The 23,332-nt window shown below is 37.6% G+C and carries 23 protein-coding genes and 2 pseudogenes; 18 read left to right on the forward strand and 7 right to left on the reverse strand.

Features of this window, described 5'->3' with window-relative positions:
* The first annotated feature begins 8 nt into the window (after positions 1-8).
* Positions 9-1,313, forward strand: a complete 1,305-nt coding sequence (locus PZE06_RS09070) for a DEAD/DEAH box helicase (protein WP_150915371.1) — start codon at positions 9-11, stop codon at positions 1,311-1,313.
* A gap of 33 nt (positions 1,314-1,346) precedes the next feature.
* Positions 1,347-2,240 carry a deoxyribonuclease IV gene (locus PZE06_RS09075; RefSeq protein WP_150915372.1) on the forward strand — a complete coding sequence of 298 codons (894 nt, stop codon included), beginning with the start codon at positions 1,347-1,349 and terminating at the stop codon, positions 2,238-2,240.
* 47 nt (positions 2,241-2,287) lie between these two features.
* Here the strand turns inward: PZE06_RS09075 and PZE06_RS09080 are convergent, their stop codons facing one another.
* The gene (locus PZE06_RS09080; RefSeq protein ID WP_309145447.1) at positions 2,288-2,551 is read right to left on the reverse strand and encodes a DUF2624 domain-containing protein; all 264 of its coding nucleotides are present in this window, start codon (positions 2,549-2,551) and stop codon (positions 2,288-2,290) included.
* 221 nt (positions 2,552-2,772) lie between these two features.
* Here PZE06_RS09080 and PZE06_RS09085 point away from each other — a divergent pair, with 221 nt between their 5' ends.
* The 3 genes from PZE06_RS09085 to zur are packed head-to-tail and all read left to right on the forward strand — an operon-like array spanning position 2,773 to position 4,822.
* Positions 2,773-3,549, forward strand: coding sequence for a metal ABC transporter ATP-binding protein (locus PZE06_RS09085; protein ID WP_150915374.1), 777 nt, complete (start codon positions 2,773-2,775; stop codon positions 3,547-3,549).
* Between the two features lie 2 nt (positions 3,550-3,551).
* Positions 3,552-4,412 carry a metal ABC transporter permease gene (locus tag PZE06_RS09090; protein ID WP_150915375.1) on the forward strand — a complete coding sequence of 287 codons (861 nt, stop codon included), beginning with the start codon at positions 3,552-3,554 and terminating at the stop codon, positions 4,410-4,412.
* Positions 4,409-4,822 (forward strand): zinc uptake transcriptional repressor Zur, encoded by a 414-nt coding sequence (gene zur, locus PZE06_RS09095; RefSeq protein WP_095306838.1) that lies wholly within the window; start codon positions 4,409-4,411, stop codon positions 4,820-4,822. Before PZE06_RS09090 ends, zur begins: the two co-directional genes overlap by 4 nt.
* 4 nt (positions 4,823-4,826) lie before the next feature.
* Here the strand turns inward: zur and PZE06_RS09100 are convergent, their stop codons facing one another.
* Positions 4,827-5,408, reverse strand: a complete 582-nt coding sequence (locus PZE06_RS09100) for a hypothetical protein (RefSeq protein WP_150915376.1) — start codon at positions 5,406-5,408, stop codon at positions 4,827-4,829.
* Positions 5,409-5,572: 164 nt separating this feature from the next.
* On the opposite strand from PZE06_RS09100, the gene PZE06_RS09105 reads away from it, so the two are divergent.
* A complete protein-coding gene (locus PZE06_RS09105; protein ID WP_150915377.1) occupies positions 5,573-5,947 on the forward strand; it encodes a DUF4190 domain-containing protein in 375 nt (124 codons plus the stop codon).
* A gap of 72 nt (positions 5,948-6,019) precedes the next feature.
* Here the strand turns inward: PZE06_RS09105 and ispG are convergent, their stop codons facing one another.
* Positions 6,020-7,126, reverse strand: a complete 1,107-nt coding sequence (gene ispG, locus PZE06_RS09110; RefSeq protein WP_275791669.1) for a flavodoxin-dependent (E)-4-hydroxy-3-methylbut-2-enyl-diphosphate synthase — start codon at positions 7,124-7,126, stop codon at positions 6,020-6,022.
* A 167-nt stretch (positions 7,127-7,293) separates the two neighbouring features.
* On the reverse strand, positions 7,294-7,620 hold the full coding sequence (locus PZE06_RS09115) for a hypothetical protein (protein WP_150915379.1): 327 nt from the start codon (positions 7,618-7,620) through the stop codon (positions 7,294-7,296).
* Positions 7,621-7,719: 99 nt separating this feature from the next.
* Between PZE06_RS09115 and PZE06_RS09120 the strand changes: the two genes are divergently transcribed.
* Entirely contained in the window at positions 7,720-7,995 is a 276-nt protein-coding gene (locus PZE06_RS09120; RefSeq protein WP_150915380.1) for a hypothetical protein, read from the forward strand.
* Between the two features lie 24 nt (positions 7,996-8,019).
* Here the strand turns inward: PZE06_RS09120 and PZE06_RS09125 are convergent, their stop codons facing one another.
* Positions 8,020-8,793 carry a DUF1189 domain-containing protein gene (locus PZE06_RS09125; protein WP_150915381.1) on the reverse strand — a complete coding sequence of 258 codons (774 nt, stop codon included), beginning with the start codon at positions 8,791-8,793 and terminating at the stop codon, positions 8,020-8,022.
* Positions 8,794-9,347: 554 nt separating this feature from the next.
* Between PZE06_RS09125 and PZE06_RS09130 the strand changes: the two genes are divergently transcribed.
* Together PZE06_RS09130 and PZE06_RS09135 are read left to right on the forward strand one after the other, a co-directional pair.
* Positions 9,348-10,979 (forward strand): Na/Pi cotransporter family protein, encoded by a 1,632-nt coding sequence (locus PZE06_RS09130; protein ID WP_191963192.1) that lies wholly within the window; start codon positions 9,348-9,350, stop codon positions 10,977-10,979.
* Positions 10,980-11,059: 80 nt separating this feature from the next.
* Complete coding sequence (locus PZE06_RS09135) at positions 11,060-11,539, forward strand: DUF456 domain-containing protein (RefSeq protein ID WP_150915382.1); 480 nt, start codon at positions 11,060-11,062, stop codon at positions 11,537-11,539.
* Positions 11,540-11,664: 125 nt separating this feature from the next.
* Here PZE06_RS09135 and PZE06_RS09140 read toward each other — a convergent pair whose 3' ends face one another.
* On the reverse strand, positions 11,665-12,360 hold the full coding sequence (locus PZE06_RS09140) for a Crp/Fnr family transcriptional regulator (RefSeq protein ID WP_150915383.1): 696 nt from the start codon (positions 12,358-12,360) through the stop codon (positions 11,665-11,667).
* A 518-nt stretch (positions 12,361-12,878) separates the two neighbouring features.
* Here PZE06_RS09140 and sodA point away from each other — a divergent pair.
* From sodA to PZE06_RS09185, 9 genes and pseudogenes are all read left to right on the forward strand, one after another.
* Positions 12,879-13,487 (forward strand): superoxide dismutase SodA, encoded by a 609-nt coding sequence (sodA, locus tag PZE06_RS09145; protein WP_095306830.1) that lies wholly within the window; start codon positions 12,879-12,881, stop codon positions 13,485-13,487.
* 117 nt (positions 13,488-13,604) lie between these two features.
* Positions 13,605-14,816 (forward strand): MFS transporter, encoded by a 1,212-nt coding sequence (locus PZE06_RS09150; protein WP_150915384.1) that lies wholly within the window; start codon positions 13,605-13,607, stop codon positions 14,814-14,816.
* A 273-nt stretch (positions 14,817-15,089) separates the two neighbouring features.
* Positions 15,090-17,252 (forward strand): peptidoglycan D,D-transpeptidase FtsI family protein, encoded by a 2,163-nt coding sequence (locus PZE06_RS09155; RefSeq protein WP_150915385.1) that lies wholly within the window; start codon positions 15,090-15,092, stop codon positions 17,250-17,252.
* A 341-nt stretch (positions 17,253-17,593) separates the two neighbouring features.
* Entirely contained in the window at positions 17,594-18,610 is a 1,017-nt protein-coding gene (locus PZE06_RS09160; protein WP_150915386.1) for a PstS family phosphate ABC transporter substrate-binding protein, read from the forward strand.
* Between the two features lie 136 nt (positions 18,611-18,746).
* The gene (pstC, locus tag PZE06_RS09165) at positions 18,747-19,652 is read left to right on the forward strand and encodes a phosphate ABC transporter permease subunit PstC (protein WP_150915396.1); all 906 of its coding nucleotides are present in this window, start codon (positions 18,747-18,749) and stop codon (positions 19,650-19,652) included.
* A gap of 2 nt (positions 19,653-19,654) precedes the next feature.
* Entirely contained in the window at positions 19,655-20,539 is an 885-nt protein-coding gene (gene pstA / locus PZE06_RS09170; RefSeq protein WP_150915387.1) for a phosphate ABC transporter permease PstA, read from the forward strand.
* 26 nt (positions 20,540-20,565) lie between these two features.
* The gene (pstB, locus tag PZE06_RS09175) at positions 20,566-21,390 is read left to right on the forward strand and encodes a phosphate ABC transporter ATP-binding protein PstB (RefSeq protein WP_483314058.1); all 825 of its coding nucleotides are present in this window, start codon (positions 20,566-20,568) and stop codon (positions 21,388-21,390) included.
* A 27-nt stretch (positions 21,391-21,417) separates the two neighbouring features.
* Entirely contained in the window at positions 21,418-22,077 is a 660-nt protein-coding gene (phoU, locus tag PZE06_RS09180) for a phosphate signaling complex protein PhoU (protein ID WP_150915388.1), read from the forward strand.
* A 160-nt stretch (positions 22,078-22,237) separates the two neighbouring features.
* A pseudogene (locus PZE06_RS09185) lies at positions 22,238-22,399 on the forward strand (IS5/IS1182 family transposase); the annotation flags it as partial.
* Positions 22,400-23,167: 768 nt separating this feature from the next.
* Here the strand turns inward: PZE06_RS09185 and PZE06_RS09190 are convergent.
* Positions 23,168-23,332, reverse strand: a pseudogene (locus PZE06_RS09190) (IS256-like element ISBsu2 family transposase); the annotation flags it as partial.

A 23,332-nucleotide genomic window follows, 5' to 3' on the forward strand; every position in this document is an offset into this window, starting at 1 on the left:
GTAGAACTATGACAGAATCGAAATTTAATATATATGGATTTCAACCATTTGTAATGGAGGCTTTACAGAAGATCGGATTTCACGAACCAACGGAAATTCAACAAAGATTGATCCCACTCGTCCAAAAAGGAGAAAGTGCCATTGGACAGTCGCAAACGGGAACGGGAAAAACCCATTCTTATATTTTACCAATTATCGATAAAATTGATCCAACAAAAAAAGAGGTACAAGCGGTGATTACTGCACCAACACGGGAGCTTGCAAGCCAAATTTATCAAGAGATCATAAAAATAACGGAGTTCAGTAATGAAGAGATATTAACGCGTTTATTCATCGGTGGGACGGACAAGCAGAGAACGATTGAAAAGCTTAAGGTTCAGCCGCATATTGTCGTTGGTACTCCTGGGAGGATTAATGATTTAACGAAGGAACAGGCGCTCTTTATTCATAAATCGACTACACTTGTCGTTGATGAAGCAGATTTAATGCTTGATATGGGCTTTCTTGAAGATATTGATCAATTTGCTTCAAAAATGCAAGAAAAGCTGCAAATTCTTGTTTTCTCTGCGACAATACCTGAAAAGCTGAAGCCGTTTTTGAAAAAATATTTGGAAAATCCTCAATACATTCATATTGAACCAAAACAATTAACAGCAGAAAAAATTGTACATTATCTATTGCCTGCCCGTCATCGTAATAAAAAGGAAGTTGTCTATGATGTGTTGACGGCATATAATCCATATTTAGCGATTGTGTTTACAAATACTAAAAAAATGGCAGAAGAGGTAGCATCTGCGCTAACAAATAAGGGTCTAAAAGTTGGCCGAATTCATGGCGATTTAAACCCTAGAGAACGCAAAAAAATGATGAAACAAATTAAGGATTTAGAATTTCAATACATTGTAGCAACAGATCTGGCGGCAAGAGGAATTGATATTGAAGGAATAAGTCATGTTATTAATTATGAGCTACCTTCAGATTTAGATTTTTACGTTCATCGTGTAGGGAGAACTGCTCGTGCGGGTTACTCGGGTATTGCCTTAACAATTTACAGTTCGTCAGATGAGGATGCGCTTAATCGTCTAGAAAATCTTGGGATTCAGTTTAAAAATGTTGACTTAAAAGAGGGGGAGATCGTTGAAATTAGCGATCGTAACAAAAGAAAGAAACGGCAAAGACAGCAGGATGAGATTGATGTTATGGCGAAAGCAATTGTAAAAAAACCGAAGAAGGTAAAGCCTGGCTATAAGAAAAAAATGCAATCAGAGGTTGATAAAATTAGAAAGCGTCAAAATCGCTTAAAAAGAAAATAAGTGAGTAATGTTTATTTTAAGGGAGAGATGATGATGTTAAAAATTGGATCGCATGTATCAATGAGTGGAAAAAAGATGCTTTTATCTGCAAGTGAAGAAGCTGTATCATACGGTGCTAATACTTTTATGATTTATACAGGTGCACCGCAGAATACGAGACGCAAAAAAATTGAGGATTTAAATATTGAAGCAGGACGCCAACACATGAAAGAGCATGGCATTGATGAAATAGTTGTCCACGCACCTTATATTATCAACATTGGAAACACAACCAATCCTGATACCTTTGAGCTAGGTGTCCGGTTTTTAAGAAGTGAAATTGAGCGGACAGAAGCGATTGGCGCTAAGCAAATTGTGCTCCACCCTGGTGCCCATGTCGGTGCAGGAGCGGAAGCGGGCATTCAGAAAATCATTGAAGGGTTGAATGAAGTATTGACAGGAAAGGAATCGTTGCAAATAGCCTTAGAGACAATGGCAGGCAAAGGTTCAGAATGTGGGAGAACATTTGATGAGATTGCAATGATTATTGACGGGGTCACTCATAATGAGCGTCTTTCTGTTTGTTTTGATACTTGTCATACCCATGATGCAGGCTATAATATTGTCGAAGATTTTGACGGGGTATTAAATGAATTTGATAAAATTGTCGGCATTGATCGTTTAAAAGTGCTCCATATTAATGATAGTAAGAACGAACGAGGCGCTAGTAAGGACAGGCATGAGAATATTGGATTTGGACATATCGGATTTAAGGCATTAAACGCTATTGTTCACCATCCTCAATTGATGGAAATCCCGAAAATTCTTGAAACACCTTATGTAGGTGAAGATAAAAATAATAAAAAAGCACCTTACAAGCATGAAATTGCCATGCTTCGCGAAAAAGAGTTTAATGAAAACTTGTTAGAAAATATTTTAGCCGAGTAAGATGGAGAAAGAAATCCGCTTCTTTTGAAGTGGATTTCTTTTCTCCATTATTTTGTAAAACTAACAAAAATACGATTTATCTCGTTTGCTTTTTCGTTGCCGACAATGTTGGTAAGTTCATTTATGAGGTTTTTCCTTTCTACATCATTAAAAATATTAACATTTTTTCCTCTTAAATGGGCGGCGATTTGTTCTGCCTGTTCATCTGTAATGCTTATTTGAAATTGCTTAGCGTATTTAAGCAACTCTCTTCCTGTAATGGAATTGATTTTATGATTAATAATTTTCTGGAAGATTTTCAAATGTCCCACACCCCTTCTTCTTTACTTTATGAGCATGGTCATTTAGTTGTGACGGACTGCATAAAGCTTTACAATAAAGATTTGATCCTGTATACTTCTAAATCGAAATGATTCTTTTTTAAATTCGAAGCTATGAATCAGGCTGTTGAAGGTCTTCCTTTAAACCTTGAACTTGAGTGGAAACCAACAACATGTTCATACATGGCTAATTTCAAAAAATAGGTGATATGATGAATGCCGCGCAACCAATTATCGAAATAGATGATTTGTCTTTTCATTATGAAAAGGAAAATGTTTTAGAGAATATACAACTAACGATCCCTATGGGAGCCTTTTTAGCTGTAGTTGGACCGAATGGGTCTGGGAAATCTACATTATTAAAATTAATTCTTGGTCTTTTGAAGCTCCAAAAAGGAAGTATTCGCCTTTTTGGGGAGGAAATACACCGCTTTAAGGACTGGCAGCAAATAGGATTTGTCTCGCAAAAAGCGAATTCGTTTAATACCGGATTTCCTGCGACTGTTTATGAGGTCGTAAGTAGCGGTTTAACCAAAAAGATTGGCCTGTTTAAATTTTTGCGGGCTGAGGACCATCAAAAGATTAAGACAGCGATAGACTCGGTTGGATTAACTGAATATCGGAATCGGAATATTGGACAGCTTTCAGGTGGACAGCAGCAAAGGGTTTTTATTGCGAGAGCATTAGTAAGTGAACCGAAATTGCTGATTCTTGATGAACCTACGGTTGGTGTAGATGCACAAAATGTCCAATCCTTTTATGAGATGCTCGCCCATTTAAATAAAGAGCGAGGAATTACACTGCTGTTGGTTACGCATGATATTGGTACCATTTCTGATAAAGTATCGCATGTAGCTTGTTTAAATAAATTTTTACATTTCCATGGGAAATCCGAGGAATTTGAACAGCTACAAATTAATGACATGTCGCAGATTTATGGTCATGATGTTCATTTGCTCTCCCATGAACATCATCATGAAGGAGTTTGAAAATGATCGGGGATATTTTTCAATTTGAATTTTTACAAAATGCTTTTCTGACGGGGATGATTATTGGTGTAATTGCTCCATTGCTAGGCGTTTTTATCGTAGTTAGACGTTTATCGCTCATTGCGGATGCATTGAGTCATGTGACACTAGCTGGAATCGCGGCAAGTCTTCTCCTTGAAAAAAAGTTTTTAGTGATGAGTGGTCTAAATCCACTGTATATGGGAATGGCGTTTTCTGTAACCGGTTCGTTATTTATCGAAAAGCTGCGCACCGTGTATAAGCATTATCAAGAGCTGGCGATCCCCATTATCCTTTCGGGAGGAATTGGCTTAGGTGCAATCTTTATTTCTTTAGCAGATGGATTTAATACGGATTTATTCGGTTATTTGTTTGGAAGTGTAAGTGCTGTAAGCAGGGCTGACTTATATACAATTTTATTCATTAGCATATTTGTGATTACTGCAATTATTCTGTTGTATAAGGAACTGTTTTTATTATCATTTGATGAAGAGCATGCGAAAGCATCTGGCATCGCTGTTAAAAGCATTCATTTCATTTTTATTATTATGGTTGCCCTCGTAATTGCTGCATCAATGAGGATCGTTGGAATTCTTTTAGTTTCTTCTTTAATGACGCTACCGGTTGCCGCAAGCATCCGAATTGCAAAGGGATTTAAGGAAACGATTTTTTATTCCGTATTATTTGGAGAAACATCTGTTTTGGGCGGATTATTTATTTCTTATTATTTAGACTTGGCACCGGGTGGAACTATTGTTATGATCGCAGTAGTAATATTAGTTGTCACGATCGGCTTAAAGAAAATAAGCTCATCCAGACCTGTTAATAATGGGGTGAAATCATGAATGTAAGTGAAGCATTACAATTATTGAAAGAAAAAGGGTACAAGCATACCGGAAAACGGGAAGAGATGCTCGAATTGTTTTCAAATAGTGAAAAATACTTAACGGCGAAGGATGTTTTAGATCAAATGAAGGATGATTATCCTGGCCTAAGTTTTGATACGATATACCGCAATCTTTCAATGTTTGTTGAATTAGGGATTTTTGAAATGACGGAATTATCGGGTGAAAAGCATTTTCGATTTACTTGCTCTCACCAGACTCATCACCATCATTTTATTTGCTTGGACTGTGGCAAAACAAAAGAAATTGAAACGTGCCCAATGCAAAGTTTAAGTGAGAATTTACAAGGATTTGATATTTCAGGCCACAAATTTGAAATTTATGGACGTTGTCCTGAATGTAATGCATAGAGTCTTACTCAAAGGCTCTATGCTTTTTTATCCATTTTTCAACCCATGCTTTTGCTTCAAACCAATGATAAATTCTGATGACACCTTGCGGGAGTGGCCCTTGATTGTACGGGGTGTCGAAGAGAAGAACAGGGATTTTGCATTCTTGATGAATAATCACTGCATTATCATGTTTGTCTTCAATAAACAAATCAAGCTGGTAATTTTTTATCAATTTGACCTTATTATGCGAACCGGTTAGCTCAATATGATGAAAGGGCAAGCCCTCTTTTTTAAACCAATTCTCGGTAATTGCTAATAAATGGGTGCTTCGGGCACTAATAAAATATAGTTCATACAACTTTTCCCATTCAAGCAAAACTTCCTTTACGTGATCCGCTAAAGGTGACTCTTCATATACTTTTGCTTCAATATTGAGCCACCATTGCGCAAATTCTGAGGCTGGGATGTCAACTAACAGAGATAGATCGTAATCGACTATGTCTTTTAACGTTAATGATAAACCGAACTCTTTATTCATATACGAAAGGATCGTCTCCGGACGAGTAACGGTTCCATCTATATCGATGCCTAATCTTTTCTTCATTTTCGCTCTCCTTTTTAATACTCACACCATCATTTTAACAATTTTAGTTGAAATTATGTAGCACCAATTTCATATCCTTCTTTGACAGACTTTAACACTTTTAAAATAACTCGCTCTGTAAAACAATATAAATGCTCCTATAAAGAAAGCGAGGGATTTTAAATATGGCAGATCAAGAACGCAAGGTCCCCGTCACGAATTTGCGAAAGGATGACTGGGGATTAGAATCGTATGAACAAATAAAGACTGCGGATTATTTAGAGGAAACCTCAGCTGAAATGGCTGCTCCTGTAACCTTTGAAAGAGAAAATAAGGAAGAGCGGGATGTGGATGCAGGTGCGGGGGGAACAGGTATGGGCTTTGCCGCGATCATCCTCTCGATTTTATCTTTATTTGTTTCTCCGATTTTGTTTGGGGCAGCAGGCATCGTGCTTGGATTTATTGCACGTCGTAGAGGAGCACAAGGTCTCGGTAGCTGGGCGATCGGGATCGGAGCTGTATCGATTATTTTAGGGATGTTTATTCTTCCGTTCTTTTAAGCTTTTCAAGTTAGGAGCACTTGAAAGCTATAAAAAAATACGAGGCTCGGCCGTATGCCAAGCCTCGTATTTTTATTGAACGGTTTCCGCTTTTGCTTCTGCTTCTTTTTTAGCAAAATATTCTGCGGCAATTTGGTCGATTTCTTTTTTCAGTTCCTCAACCATTGTTTCCTCAGGAACTTTACGGACAATTTTTCCTTTACGGAAGAGGAGTCCTTCGCCGCGGGCACCAGCAATACCGATATCTGCTTCCCGGGCTTCTCCTGGACCGTTGACAGCACAACCGAGCACCGCTACTTTTATAGGGGCTTTGATCGTTGAAATATATTCTTCAACTTCATTTGCTATGCTAATTAGATCAATTTCGATTCGACCGCATGTCGGGCAGGAAATTAAAGTAGCTGCATTTGAAGACAGTCCAAATGATTTGAGAAGCTCTCTTGCCACTTTAACTTCCTCAACGGGATCGGCACTTAACGAAATGCGCAATGTATTTCCGATGCCTTTGCTGAGGATTGCTCCTAAGCCAGCAGCACTTTTTACAGTGCCAGCAAATAATGTTCCAGATTCTGTAATTCCTAAATGTAATGGGTAATCAAAAGCTTTTGCCGCTTTTTCATAAGCCTCGATCGCTAAATTTACATCTGACGCTTTCATGGAAACGATAATATCATGGAAATCGAGATCTTCTAAAATTTTAATATGATGTAGGGCGCTTTCCACCATACCATCAGCAGTCGGGTAACCATATTTTTCAATAATACGTTTTTCGAGGGAGCCAGCATTAACTCCAATGCGAATAGGAATTCCTTTTGCTTTTGCGGCTTTCACAACAGCCTCTACTTTTTCTCTCTTACCGATATTGCCTGGGTTGATGCGAATTTTATCGGCTCCTCCTTCAATTGCTTTAAGAGCCAGCTTATAGTCAAAATGAATATCAACTACTAAAGGGATATTAATTCTTTTCTTTATTTCAGCGATGGCATCAGCAGCTCGCTCATCTGGACAAGCAACCCTGACAATTTGACAACCAGCTTCCTCTAAACGATTGATTTGTGCTACAGTAGCATCCACGTCATGCGTTTTCGTTGTGGTCATACTTTGGATGGCAAGTTCATTATTACCCCCAATTGTTAAATTACCAACTTTGACGGGACGGGTTTTTGTACGATGTATAATTTCACTCAAAAGTGATTCTCTCCTTTTTTTAAAAGAAATAAGCACCTGAATCAAATTCGTTCAGTAGGACAATACGAATTTAATTCATCTTTCATTATAATGCTAATATGAGTTAATTGTATCAGTGAAGGGTTTACCTTGACAAGAAACTTACTGGTTTAAATGGATTATTCATGTAATTTGGTATAATCTGGGAATTTATAAACCTTACCAATTTGTATTTTATTCGCTTCAGTTCCATCGTTGAGGTTGCTAAAATCTTTTGTTAATTCATCTATCGGAACAGGGATTGGACCATTTAATTGTTGTTCAATGATGGAAAGGACTGTTTCCCCGCTTTGCACTTCTTTATTAAAGTAACTGACATTTGTAGGCATTTCACTTTGAGCACTCGTATTTGTTTCAATTGCAATAGGAAGTGTCCCTCTGCTTAAATCATAGTATATGGAAAAAATAGCTGCGACGATTAATAATAGGATGAATAGGCGTTTCATGGATCTAGCTCCTTTTATGGGGTTTATCCATATATATGCTCGTCTAAATTAAATAAGTACAAAAAATGGAAGTAGCAGATTTTGAGGTGGAAAGAATGATTGAAACAGGACTCATGTTCCACTCCCACCCATCTAACTTTTCGTTTGGAGGAAGAGCTAATTTATGAAGATATGCAGCGGATTGTTACATTCTCAATGGAGGTTTTTTGTGAGAATAAAGGAATGGATATTCGAGTTTCGCTTGTTGAAGAAGGGTGTAGTGGTAAGAGGTACTTGTATGTAGTTTGGGGAAGAGTAAACAGAGACTGGTTCGATTTTTATGAACCCTCTAAAATGACAAAAGACAGCGAGATTGCTCTCGTTGTCTTTTGTTGAATCAAAATGTGTTTTAGTTAACCATTATAATTCTGCTTCTTTTGCTGGAGGAATTTCTTTTAAAGCTAAGAATAATACGAGTATGGAGACGAGCCAATTTAACATAAAGCCATAGGGGACTACTGTACGGAAGATATCCATAATCATGAAAAATATGGTCGGGAGTACAATACTATAGGCAGCCATTCTCCACATATGACGATATTTGAGTTCCTCACCTTTTCTATAAATCATTATCCCAATTAGGGCCAATACGGAAATTCCAATAAATTTCATTGCGCTTGCAAAGAGAAAAATAAAGATGATTAAAATGGGGATGGCAATAGCTAAAAGAGAGTCTATGGAATTGACAAAATTAGCTATATCCCCCTTTGTTAAAGCAATGTCCATTGTAGAATATGAAAAATGATCTGTTGTACTGCCTGGGATGATAATGGCAAAATCATTTTTTAACAAAGCAATGGTATTAATGGAAAGATCTAAATCATTTAATTCAGTTTCTCCAGTTGAGTCGAAAATAACGGTTAAATCTGGATGTTCAATTTTGACAGGAGAGTCATGATCAGAAATTAACTCACCATCTGCAATGGTGAAATCGGGAATGTCCTTATCAATTGATTGCTCCACGACATTAAATCCATTCACAATGTCCGTACTAATCTGTATAGAAGTAGGAATAATGGAAATAAGGACAAGGAGAAAGACAAATAAAATCGTCTTGCCAATTCCTTGGTGTCGCCATGATGCGATGCTTTTTGGAGAATAGATGCTCAAGATGAGCTGTTTAAAAATATTCATGTGAAACCACCTTTTATGTATTCTTCATTCATTTTAGCCTGTGCTAAACTGCAATACAAGATATTCGTATAAGCTTTTTGGTATAGGCGATATGAACAAGCGATAATAAAACTCTTTTTGCCTGGGATGGACGACAAGTCTTTATATTTTTTCCGTCAAGCTTCTTATACGTAGCCGCTAATATCGAGAAAAGCTTTTTCTTTCCTTATTAAAAGAGCTAAAAATCACCAAAATTCATAATATTTTCCTCTTGAATGATTTTAGAATAATTATTATTTGTAATCTAATTGTAACATAAAGCCGTTTTATTAAGGTATTGTAAATTTGCATCATAAATTATTTACATTGTAACAAACGATAACGCATAATAGGAGAGTCGGTTTTGTAAATGTACAAAATTCACGAGCGCTTGAACGGTTCAAATACTGATGACAGAGAGAAAATTTGGCAGATGAATCGAGTTCGTATTTACTCTAAACTGTACTTTTTATGAAATTGATGTGGGAACTTTTTTATTACTTTTTCTTTATTTCATGTAATAGGGGTTGAAGAGTTTGGAGTTTGATGTTCAACAGATGATATTTGAGTTCCTTGGTGGACTGGGGATTTTCTTGTTTGGTATAAAGTATATGGGCGATGGTCTGCAAAAATCTGCAGGGGACAAGCTTAGAGATATACTAGATCGTTTTACAACAAATCCTTTTATGGGTGTGTTAGCTGGGATTATTGTAACCGCGCTTATACAATCAAGTAGTGGAACTACAGCGATTACGATTGGTTTAGTAAGTGCTGGTTTTATGACTTTACGTCAGGCTATTGGCGTCATTATGGGGGCCAATATTGGTACGACAATAACGGCCTTCATTATTGGAATTGATGTTGGTGCATATGCTTTACCGATCATTGCATTAGGATCGATCCTGTTATTTTTCTTTAAAAGCAAGAAGATACATAACTTTGGCCAAATCGTCTTTGGTTTTGGTGGTTTGTTCTTCGGGCTTGAACTGATGAGTAGTGGAATGAAACCGCTGCGTGGTTTAGAGGCATTTCATGAATTAACAGTAAGCATGAGCTCTAATCCAATTCTTGGCGTGATAATTGGTACTGTCTTTACTGTTGTCGTGCAGAGTTCCAGTGCAACAATTGGAATACTACAAGGGTTATTTTCAGAAGGCTTAGTGGATATGCAGGCTGCGCTTCCTGTCCTATTTGGAGATAATATTGGGACAACCATTACGGCAGTATTAGCAGCAATTGGTGCCTCGGTCGCTGCGAAACGAGCGGCTGCCACCCATGTTTTATTTAATTTAATCGGTGCGACAATTTTTATGATATTACTCGGACCTTTTACACTTTTAATTGAATATTTACAAGATAAACTGCACCTTAATCCAGAAATGACAATTGCTTTTGCACATGGTATTTTTAATTCAACGAATACATTGATTCAATTCCCGTTTATTGCGGTTCTTGCAGTGATTGTGACAAAATTGATTCCGGGTGAGGATTCAGTCTTGGAGTATAAAGCGAAGCATTTAGACCCAGTCTTTATAGAACAGTCCCCTTCTATTGCATTGGGACAAGCGAAAGAAGAGGTCCTTAGAATGGGGCAATTTGCTGTATTAGGATTGACAGAAACGAATAATTATATGAAAACGAAATCGCAAAAACATTCGGATACAGCAGCGCAGCTTGAGGATGCCATAAACAATTTAGATAGAAAAATAACTGACTATTTAGTAGCATTATCATCAAGCCCTTTATCAGAAACAGAATCAAATGAGCATTCTATTTTAGTTGATACCATTCGTGATATTGAAAGAATTGGTGATCATTATGAAAATGTACTTGAATTAGTTGAATATCAATTAGCAAATAAAGTAAAAATAACGAAACCAGCAATGGATGAGCTTGAGGAAATGTTCCAATTGACGATATCGACTGTTAAGGAAGCAGTCAATGCCTTAGATCATAATGATAAAGAACAGGCACGAAACGTCATTAAGAAGGAAGAACAGATCGATAAGATGGAAAGAAAATTGCGCAAGCAACATATTCTTCGCTTAAGCGGTGGGGAATGCAGCGCCCAAGCAGGCATTGTGTTTGTCGATATTATTAGCAATCTTGAAAGAATCGGCGATCATGCTGTAAATATCGCTGAAGCTGTGTTAGGTGAAAGACATTAAGCTAGGAAAAACTCGCTCTTTTTTGGCGAGTTTTTCTGATCTCGTTTATAATTTGTGTAAATGATGAAGGAGTTGATGAAGTGGATATTTTGTACTGGATTATTATCATAGCGCTTTTTATCATTTCGTTTATTGGCTTGATTTATCCGATTGTTCCAAGTGTTTTGTTTATTCTTGGAGGATATCTTTTATATGGACTTTTCTTCAGCTTTGAACCATTTAATTGGTTCTTTTGGGTTGTTCAAGGTTTATTCATTCTATTATTATTTGTAGCTGATTTTGTAGCTAATTTGTTAGGAATAAAAAAATACGGAGGTTCAAAGGCTGGAATCTGGGGTAGTACAATTGGAATTTTAGTTGGTCCATTTGTTATTCCTTTTCTTGGGATTATTATCGGCCCTTTTTTAGGTGCGGTTATTGCGGAGTGGCTGATTAATAAAAAGGGATTTAAAGAGGGACTAACGATTGGATTTGGTTCGGTCATCGGTTTTATTAGCAGTGTTGTCACAAAAGGATTAATCCAAGCGCTAATGCTCATTTATTTCTTTGTTATCGTGTAAAAAACAATACTAGCTCAACTTTTTCTATGGGCCAGTATTGTTTTTATATCTCGAGGATGTAGACTTAACAAGCAACAGATGGGAATTTTGGTGCGAAACAATATTGCGAGGCTGTTGTCGTGTTGTTAATTTATCCCGCAGATCTCAAAAGGACAGTTTTGACAATCCACGCTTTCTTTTAAATAATTAATGTTTTTAATAATGAGCCTCTGCTGATTGTAGGAAATGATATCTTTTTCACGAAGCTCCTTTAACATCCTTTGTATGACTTCTCTCGTTCCATAAGTAAAATTGGCAAGCTCCTGGTGTGTTAGCGGTAAATCAATTAATATTCCCTCATCCGTCATAACACCGTAGCTATTGCATAAACGAATGAGAATAGAATAGAGTCCGCCTTTTTTTCCATTCATCATCAGGTCCTGACATTTCATTTGAGCTTTCAAATAACGGGTGCTTAACCATGAAGATAAGGCATTTAATAGATTTTGATTACTATGGACAAATTCTTCGAAATCGGCACGTTTAATCATAAGCATTTCACAGTCTGTAAAAGTTTTGGCGTAAAAATGATATTTCGCTTGTGGTTTGAATAGTTGATATTCAATAATTAATTCTTCGCCTGATAATATTTTTAGGATGAATTCTTTTCCTTTCATATGAACACGGCCAAGGGCAACGCTACCACGCAGTAATATAAAAATATAATCAACTGAATCTCTTTCATTGAAAAGAATGGTTCCAGCTTTATATTTTTGAATAGTTTCTTTATCAATAAATTCTTGTATGAGGAGGCTATATAGAGAAACGGTGGACTCTTTCATATGATCTCACTCCTATGTTCAAATTTTCGTAAGAAAGGTGATCGTAAACATTATAATGAAAAATGACTTTTCGCTCTTTTTAAGGACACCTCGATTTCGCATACCTTTTGCTTGCCGGACTGGAATAGGGCAAACCAATTTGGTTCAAACAGAATGTAAAAAACATTGTGATATTCTTCACTTTAGAAAAATTTATTGATACTGTCAATATCGTGAAAGAGCTGAAATCTCTATTAATACAGTGATTATGACTTAAAACGTTGATATATAAGGAAATAGAGACTCTTGACAAATTATCGAACTTTATGATAAATAGTGATGAATCAAAGAAGGAAAATAGAACCTTTATGTGGAATACTATCAATTGTATAGGAAATAATAGTTATGTTACCTAAGTCATTATGTTTGAAAGGAATTTCTAACTTTGGTAATCTTAACTTAAACACTTTGGGAATATTCTTAATATAGTGAAGGGAATATTTCTAAAAACATTTTTATTACATAAGGAGGAATTAATAATGGCTTTTGAATTACCACAATTACCTTATGCTTATGATGCACTTGAACCGCATATTGACAAAGAAACGATGAACATTCACCACACAAAGCATCACAACACATATGTTACCAATTTAAATAATGCGTTGGAAGGTAATGAAGAGCTTCTTTCTAAGTCAGTTGAAGAAGTTGTTTCAAACCTTGATGCGGTACCGGAAGCTGCACGTACAGCAGTACGTAATAACGGTGGTGGACATGCTAACCATTCGTTATTCTGGACCATTCTTTCACCAAATGGTGGAGGTGCACCAACTGGAGAATTAGCTGATGCCATCACTGCAAAGTTTGGAAGCTTTGACAACTTCAAGGCGGAATTCACCAAGGCTGCCACAACACGCTTCGGCTCCGGTTGGGCTTGGTTAGTTGTAAATAATGGAGAATTAGAAGTAACAAGTACGCCAAATCAAGACTCTCCGTTAATGGAAGGCAAGACTCCTGTACTTGGACTGGATGTTTGGGAGCATGCTTACTATTTAAATTATCAAAACCGCCGTCCTGACTACATCGGTGCTTTTTGGAATGTAGTAAATTGGGATGAAGTAGCTAAGCGTTACAGCGCTGCAAAATAATCAACTAATGGAAAAAAGCAGAAGGGTTCTCCTTCTGCTTTTTTTGATCTTGTTAATTGTGCATAATCATGCTCCTTTTGTTAGAAACTACCCTTTAGATATAAAGGGGAGAATTAAATGAGTAAAATAAATAAACTGCTTGGTGATGTAGAACTAACAAGAGATTTGTCTTTATTACTAATGATTGGCGGATTATATTCCCTTAGCATTGCTCTCTCCAATACATTCGTGAATATATATTTATGGAAGCAATCTGGTGAATTTCGCGATTTAGGAATGTATAATCTAGCTGTCGTTGTATTACAACCGATTACGTTTATTCTTGCAGGAAGGTGGGCTAAGAAAATTGACAGGGTGATTGTGCTAAGGATCGGCGTCATTTTTTTAGCTCTCTTTTATTTGACCGTTTTAATCATTGGCACCGCTGCTTCTAAATATTTGTTATTGCTTGGGGGTTTATTAGGTGTTGGATACGGCTTCTACTGGCTTGCCTATAATGTACTTACCTTTGAAATTACGGAGCCAGAAACGAGGGATTTTTTCAATGGCTTCCTCGGAATTTTATCTTCTGTTGGCGGAATGATCGGTCCGATTGCAGCAGGATTTATTATCGCAAAGATGGAAAAGTTTCTTGGTTATTCAATCGTATTTGGAATTTCATTAGGGTTGTTTTCTTTAGCGGTGATGCTAAGTTTTTCACTGAAAAGGAGACCGGCAAAAGGAAAATATTATTTTGTTCGAATCCTGCAAGAAAGAAAACTGAATAAAAATTGGCAATTGATTAATCATGCCCATTTCTTTCAAGGCTTTAGAGAAGGTACGTTCGCATTCATTATTTCTGTGTTTGTCTTTATCGCTACAGGAAGTGAGTTATCATTAGGAACCTTTGGATTGATTAATTCGGGAGTTGCCTTTGTCGCCTACTACTTCGTTTCTAGAATGATCAAAAAAGAAATGAGGAAAAGAGCAATATTAATCGGAGGCATTATTCTGTATTTATCTATCTTTATCATAGTGTTCGATCCAACCTATGTGAAGCTGCTGATTTACGCTGGAGTAATTGCTGTCGCCTATCCGCTCCTACTAGTTCCATATATGTCGATGACATACGATGTCATTGGCCGTGGTTGGAAAGCAGCCGAGATGAGGATAGAATATATTGTAGTTAAAGAAATTTTTTTAAATGCTGGCAGAGTGATTTCAATTTTATTGTTCTTGCTAGGAATAGCATTTTATGATCCTGACAAGGTGATTCCATTCCTTTTATTGCTCCTTGGGGCAGGACACACATTGATCTATTTTTTTATTCGAAAAGTAAAACTTGCTTAATAAAGGGAAGGGGGAAGTTAACCCTTCCCTTTTATCCTGTTTAAATGTACGGCAGTAAAGTTTTGCATAGAAAATATATTTTCTTATTTAGATGAAAAACCCAGCACTTCATCTCGTATAAATAAACTCGGAGGAATGGAATTAATCTATTGATTATCCATCGGTTATGGAAAAGGAAAAATCTTTTATTGCATAGGAATAGAAATTTCAAGTTCTTTCATTTACAATTAAATTATTGTATTAAGCATCTAGGAAGTAGGTAGATTTGACAAAATGGTACAAGATGAAAAAAAGAAGAAAAAGAAGATCATTCCAGTCCGTTTGAATTTGTTGTTTTTTGTCGTCTTTTTTCTATTTTCTATTTTGATTCTCCGTCTTGGGGTCGTGCAAATAGTGTATGGCGATGACTATAAACGTGAGATTGAAAGAACGGAGGATATTACGGTAAACAACCCGGTTCCACGGGGGAAAATGTACGATCGAAATGGTCATGTAATCGTAGATAATACACCGAAAAATGCGATTACCTATACGAATTTTGGAGCAAGTCAAAGTGAAATGCTTGAAGTGGCAGAAAGGCTAGCTAAACTGATCGAATTGAAGCCTGATAAGGTGCAAGAAAGAGATAAGAAGGATTATTGGATTATTAAAAACCCTGATCGCGCTGCTGAAAAAGTATCTGAGGAAGAACAAGAGGCGTTAAAAGAAGAGCTCGAAACTAAAGAATACGATAGTAAAGTATACAGCCTTCAGCTTGAACGAATTACAGACGAGGAACTTGAAGAGTTAACGGAAGAAGATTTAGAAATTTTGGCGATTTATCGAGCGTTTTCTAGTGGTTATGCTTTGACACCGCAGATTGTCAAAAATGAAGATGTTACGCAAAAGGAATTTGCTCTTGTCAGTGAAAATTTGCAATACCTTCCAGGAGTTGATACGACGACAGATTGGGAGCGTTCATATGCATTCGGAAATACCTTGAGGACAGTGCTGGGGAAAGTGACCGACTCAAATGAAGGAATTCCGAAAGAAGAACTTGATTATTACTTAGCCAGAGATTATAACCGAAACGACCGAGTTGGCAAGAGTTATATTGAAAAGCAATATGAGGACGTACTTCATGGTCAAAAGGCGAGGGTAAAGAATATTACTGATAAAGCAGGGAAAGTGATTGAAACCGAAGTCATTTCTGAAGGTCAAAGAGGAAAGGATCTTGTTTTAACCATCGATATGGATCTTCAGCTAGAGGTTGAAAAAATCATTGAGGAAGAACTGCGGGCTGCAAAAAAATCACCAAGAACAGGATTATTAGATCGGGCATTTGTAGTTCTGATGGATCCAAATACTGGTGATATTATCACGATGGCTGGTAAACAGCTTGTTCGAGATAAGGAAACAGGTAAAACCGAAATGCAAGACTTTGCATTAGGAACGATTACCACTTCCTACAATGTTGGCTCAACGGTGAAAGGGGCAACGATCCTTACTGGTTATCAAACGGGAGCGATCAGACCTGGAACGGTATTTTACGATGCACCATTGAAGATTGCGCAAACTCCTGAAATGAGTTCGTGGAAAAATTTTGGAAATACAAATGATATCCGTGCTTTAAGAGTTTCATCCAACGTTTACATGTTTAAGACAGCTATTGAAATTGGTGATGGGCGCTATCAATACGAAAAGCCTTTACCAATCAATACGGAAGCTTTTGATACGATTCGTGAATCATTTGCCCAATTTGGACTTGGAACAAGGACAGGCATTGACTTGCCAAATGAAGCAACAGGTTATAAAGGACCTTTAAAAGACCCTGGATTATTACTCTTTTTATCAATTGGACAATATGATACGTATACTCCAATGCAGCTGGCACAATATGTTTCCACGATTGCCAATGGAGGAAATCGAATTCAACCGCGCATCGTTAAGGAAATTCGTGCCCCGTTAATGGAGACAAACGAGTTAGGGCCTGTAATTGAAGAAATAAAACCAACTGTTCTCAATCGGATTAAGCTTGAGAACGGCTGGATGGAAAATGTGCATGAAGGATTTCGTCAAGTAACTCAGCATCCTGAAGGAACTGCGTATGGAAAATTTCATGATGCTTACTATTCACCTGCTGGGAAGACAGGAACGGCACAAGCCTTTTATGATGGTCCTGAAAGAAGCAAATATGATGAGCCACCAGAAGTGATGAATTTGAGCTTTGTCGGCTATGCTCCTCATAATAATCCAGAAGTGGCCATTTCGGTTGTCGTTCCGTGGGCGTATCAGGGAAGAAGCGGTGGACATTCTGCCAATACGATTATTGGACGAAGAGCTTTGGATGCCTATTTTGAATTAAAGAAAACGAGAGAAGAAGCGAAGCTTAACAATACATCCGTCGTTGAACAAGAGAATGAAGATGAAGATCAGGAACAAACGGAAGAAGAATAACTGTGCATGAGAAGCTGTGTCAAAAGGTCGTTAAAACGATTTTTTGACACAGCTTCTCTTTTTTATATCAAAAATGAAGAGATTTTATTTGTATGTCGGGTAAATGGGGGGACTATTGAAAAGTCTTTTAATAAGAAAACGAAGGGCATTTATTTTTATTAAAATTGCGCCAGAAACATATTGTCTTTAACCAATTAGTGTGTCCACAAAAATCGACTTTTACTTACATTTACTGCATATTTACACAAGCTTTACAATTCATTAAAACCCAATTTACAGTCAAACGTTATGCTAATATTCGTAGGACAAAACCACCAATACTCTTAGGGGGAATTAAAGAAATGAAAAGTCTTAAAAAACTAGGTTTATTTTTAATCCTAGCAGCATTTATCGTTGTAGCGGCTGCATGTGGTGGCTCAGATGATGCTGAAGAAACAGAAGGCAATGAAAACAGCAGTACTGGAAATGAAACTCAAACTGAAGAAGTCGCAGATGAAGGACTTGAAGGTAGCGTTGTTATCGATGGTTCAGGTACTGTTTATCCATTCATGGCAAAAATGGCTGAGAACTATATGACAAACGAACAAGAAGGTGTTTCAGTAGAAGTAGGCCGTGCTGGAACTTCTGCAGGATTTAAAAAATTCTTAGTTGACCAAGGCGGAACAGATTTCAATGATGCCTCTCGTCAAATCAAAGACGAAGAACAAGCAACAGCTGATGAACTAGGAATTGAAGTTCAAGAAATTAAGGTAGCTTTAGACGGTTTAACATTTGTTATTAATCCAGAAAATGACTGGGCAAAAGAATTGACAAAAGATGAGCTTATCAAAATTTTCTTGGATAGCGAAGGAATTAAAAACTGGTCTGACGTTCGTCCTGATTTTCCAAATGAACCAATTTCTAAAATGGGTCCAAACGAAAACCATGGAACATACGAATTCTTCTGGGAAAAAATTCTTGAAGAGCAAGATTTAGATGCAGATACAAATCTGCAACAAGAATATTCAATTCTAGTTGATCTTGTTTCCAAGGATAAGAATGCGATTGCGTTCTTCGGATATGGATATTATGAAAATAACAAAGACAAGTTACAAGCAGTGCATGTTGACTTTGGAAATGGTCCTGTTGAACCAAATTTAGACACAATTGGTGAAAGTGAAGACTTTGCTTATAGTCCATTCACACGTCCAGTATTCACATACTTGAATGTAAATATGGCTAAAGAAAAACCGCAAGTATTAGACTTTGCTATCTATGCAGTTGAAAATGCTCAAACTGTTGCAGCAGAAACAGGATTCGCACCATTGACAGATGATGAAGTTCAAGCATCACTTGATGCACTAAATGCATTAAAATAATTCATTTTTTGAAAGATGAGATGGGGAATATCCCCTCTCGTCTTTCAGGTTTATATATGCCTTCTTGTATATAAAAAGGGTCAAATTCTGGAAGGGGAACGTTACGTTGGAAAAGTCGATTGGTCAAGTAAGAAAGATGATCGAAGAAAATAAAAAAACTGCATCTTTTACGAATGTGGTAGAAAAAATTATCCCGAAAACATTATTTGTGATTGCTGTAATTTCGATTTTAACGACATTAGGTATTTTAGTAACGCTATTGTCTGAAACCGTTGCGTTTTTTAAAGAGATCTCGTTCATTGAATTTTTTACAGGTACAGTGTTAAAGCCTCTAGGGCAGAATGCACAATTTGGTGTCCTCCCTTTACTTACAGGTACATTAATCTCCTCAGCTATTGCAATGGTCGTTGCAATACCGATTGGCTTGATGACAGCCGTTTATTTAAGTGAATATGCATCTGAGAAAGTACGGAAGGTTGTAAAGCCGATTTTGGAAATCCTAGCAGGAATTCCAACGATTGTATACGGCTTTTTTGCGCTTACATTTGTTACTCCTATCTTAAGATCTTTAATCCCAGGTTTAGAACCAACGAATATTTTGAGTCCTGGTATTGTCATGGGAATTATGATCATCCCGATGGTAGCATCGCTTTCAGAGGATGCGCTTGGTGCGGTTCCGAACTCGATGAGGGAAGGTGCTCTTGCACTTGGAGCAACGAAATTAGAAGTAACATGGAAGGTAATTGTTCCCGCGGCAATTTCAGGGATTGTAGCATCATTTGTTTTAGCTATTTCCCGAGCAATTGGTGAAACGATGATTGTGACGATTGCAAGTGGTAGCTCTAAAAACTTTACCTTTGATCTTACACAGTCTATGCAGACGATGACCGCTTATATTGTAGAGGTAACCGGTGGAGATGCTCCGGCAGGTTCAACACTCTATTATAGTTTATATGCGGTTGCGATGACTTTATTCGTTTTCACCCTTGTGATGAACCTAATTGCCCAATATATCTCTCGTAAATTTAGGGAGGAATACTAAAAATGAAATACTTTGACTCAGGACAAATACAGAAAAAATTAGGTTCTCGTTTACTTTTGAATCAAGTTGCCAAAAGATTATTTTTCCTAGCCACTTTAGTTGGGTTAGTAGTACTTGTTATCCTTATTTATCGTGTTTTCAGCGATAGTATGGGCTGGATTAATTTTGATTTTTTATCAAATAGACTGTCAACAGATCCGCAGAAGGCAGGAATTCTTGGAGCGATTACTGGAACTTTCTGGCTCATGGTTGTTGTAGCACCTGTTACTTTTTTTCTTGGGGTGGGAACGGCCATTTATCTGGAGGAGTTTGCTAAAAAAGGGCGCTTCCAGTCTTTTATTCAAACGAATATTTCCAATCTTGCTGGAGTACCGTCAATTGTTTTTGGTTTGTTAGGCTTAACCGTTTTTGTAAGAGGACTAGGGTTAGGTGCGGTTGTCTTGGCAGGTGGACTAACAATGGCATTGCTCGTTCTTCCGATTGTTGTCGTCAGTGCGCAAGAGGCGATTCGAGCGGTTCCTCAATATTTACGGGATGCTTCATATGGGATGGGAGCCACGAAATGGCAAACGATCAAAAATGTCGTTTTGCCAGCAGCAATTCCAGGGATTTTAACAGGAATTATTTTAGCATTATCTCGCGCCATTGGAGAAACGGCTCCATTAGTTGTGCTCGGAATCCCAGCTCTTTTAATTCCGCTTCCAGAAGGAATTTTTGATAAATTTACCGTAATGCCGCTGCAAATTTATTACTGGACAATTGACGCTGCACTAGTGGCAGAATATGCAAATCTAGCTGCTGCCTCAATCGTTGTATTATTGTTTATCCTATTTTTAATGAATTCGGTAGCGATCTTTATCCGCAATAAATATCAGAAGAGATACTGATGGAGGGAATGAGAAGAATGGCAGTGATGACAAAAGCAAAGAAGAACTTTGTGAGTCCAGCGAACGTTGGAACTCAGGAGCCAGTTCAATCGAATAAGAAGGTTGCCTTTCAAACAAAGGATCTTAATCTTTGGTATGGTGAGGATCACGCGTTAAAGAGCATTAATCTTGAAATAGTTGAAAATGAAGTGACCGCTATTATCGGACCGTCCGGATGTGGAAAATCAACCTTTATCAAGACGTTGAATCGGATGGTTGAATTAATTCCTGTTGTAAAAATTTCAGGAGACATCTTATATCGGGAAAAAAGTATTTTAAATAAATCTTATAAGGTTGAGGAGTTACGTACTCGTGTTGGAATGGTTTTTCAAAAACCTAATCCTTTTCCAAAGTCGATTTATGAAAACATTGCCTATGGTCCTAAAATCCATGGCATTCGCAATAAAAAGATTTTAGATGAAATTGTTGAAAAAAGCTTGCGTGGTGCAGCAATTTGGGATGAAGTGAAAGATAGGCTGCACGAAAATGCATACGGATTATCCGGTGGTCAGCAGCAACGTATTTGTATCGCCCGCTGTCTAGCGATTGAGCCTGACGTTATTTTAATGGATGAGCCGACTTCTGCATTGGATCCAATCTCTACTTTGAAAATTGAAGAGCTTGTTCAGGAACTAAAGAAAGACTTTAGCATTATAATTGTTACTCATAATATGCAGCAGGCAGCTCGTATTTCTGATAAAACAGCATTCTTCTTAAATGGAGAAGTCATTGAATTTGATTCAACAGATAAAATCTTTTCTACTCCTTCAGATAAACGTACAGAAGATTATATTACTGGTCGATTTGGATAAATTGCATTGGAGAGGATGTAGATTTTCATGGTCGTAAGAGAACAGTTTCAGCTTGATTTGAATGAATTGCAAGCGAAACTTCTTGAGCTTGGAAGACTGGCAAAAAATGCTTTGGAGAATTCAATCGAGGCTCTGGAGACGTGTAACATTGAAAAGGCTCTTAAGGTCATTGATGATGATTCAGAGGCGGATGCTTTGTATGAGGAAATTAATGACTTTGCGATTCTCTTAATAGCAAAGCAGGCTCCCGTGGCAATCGATTTACGACGGATCATTGTCGCCATTAAGATTGCTACTGATATTGAAAGAATTGGTGATTTTGCCGTCAATATTGCGAAATCAACGATTCGGATTGGTCATGAAGAACATGTAAGGACATTTCAGCAGGTAAAGAAAATGTATAGTATCACAACAGAGATGCTCGACCTGTCACTTCAAGCTTTCGGTAACGAGGATGTTGCCAGTGCGAAAAAAGTTGCAGATATGGATGATGAAGTGGATGAATTATATGGTTCAACTATCCGTGAACTTTTAGAATTAAATCGTTCGTATCCTGATAACATCAGCCAAATTACACAATTGTCGTTTGTTTGTCGCTACTTAGAGCGAGCAGCAGACCATGTGACAAACATAGCAGAGAGCATTTTCTATCTCGTCAAAGGCAAACATTATGATTTAAATGCCTAAAATGAAGAAAGAGGGAAGCAAACATATTCCTTCTCAGACTGGAGACAAACTCGATGAAATCAAGTTTGCCTCCAGTCTTTTTTGCCGTTGAGGAAATATGGATTTCATAGTTTGTATAACTATGGAGAAGAGGCTGAACTACCTTCGTCATACAAATGAAATATTCGCATGCCGTAAAGAATCGCTTGAACGAGTCTTTGCTGATGCAAAAGAATGCGATGGACTACCTTATGGGATTAAAAACAAGTTCATACAGGTGACGCTTACTTTTAGTGCCATGAACTTAAATAAATTGGCTAATTGGACTTGGCAACTTGCTTGAGTAGGACTCAAACTAGTTGATTGGAGTGGAAGGTGCTTGATTCTTCGGGGATTTGCGGTCAGGTAAGACCCGAAGGAGCGACTGAGAGGCCACTGAAAAACTCAGTAAAAATGGGGGAGTTGTCCATTCTACTGACTTTTTTAGTAAAGAGGTGTATTCGGACAGAATGGGGAAAACGAGAAAGACATTTGTCCGAATGAGAGGTGTATTCGGACAGAATGGGGAAAGCGAGAAAGACATTTGTCCGAATGAGAGGTGTATTCGGACAGAATGGGGAAAGTGAGAAAGACATTTGTCCGAATGAGAGATGTATTCGGACAGAATGAGGAAAGCGAGAAAGACATTTGTCCGAATGAGAGGTGTATTCGGACAGAATGAGGAAAGCAAGAAAGACATTTGTCCGAATGAGAGGTGTATTCGGACAGAATGAGGAAAGCAAGAAAGACATTTGTCCGAATGAGAGGTGTATTCGGACAGAATGGGGAAAGCGAGAAAGACATTTGTCCGAATGAGAGGTGTATTCGGACAGAATGGGGAAAGCGAGAAAGACATTTGTCCGAATGAGAGATGTATTCGGACAGAATGGGGAAAGCGAGAAAGACATTTGTCCGAATGAGAGGTGTATTCGGACAGAATGGGGAAAGTGAGAAAGACATTTGTCCGAATGAGAGATGTATTCGGACAGAACAACGCGTGAAACTTTTAAGGTCAAGTCCGAATAAGCTCCCAATTCGACTAACCAGGGGTTTGTCAAGAAAAGTGTGTAAGTTATTCTAGATACTTCTTTACACGATTCTTCAGGTGGTCATGAATTAACAGTTGATTCATGACCATAGCCCATTGTTGGATATGTCCGCCTTCCCATTTCTTTTCTAATTCTTTCGTTCGTAAAAACAACAGTTTTAATAGAGCGTTCTCGTGGGGGAATGCTCC

The sequence above is a fragment of the Robertmurraya sp. DFI.2.37 genome, from assembly GCF_029211245.1.
GTDB classification, from domain to species: Bacteria; Bacillota; Bacilli; order Bacillales; family Cytobacillaceae; genus Robertmurraya; species Robertmurraya methanolica_A.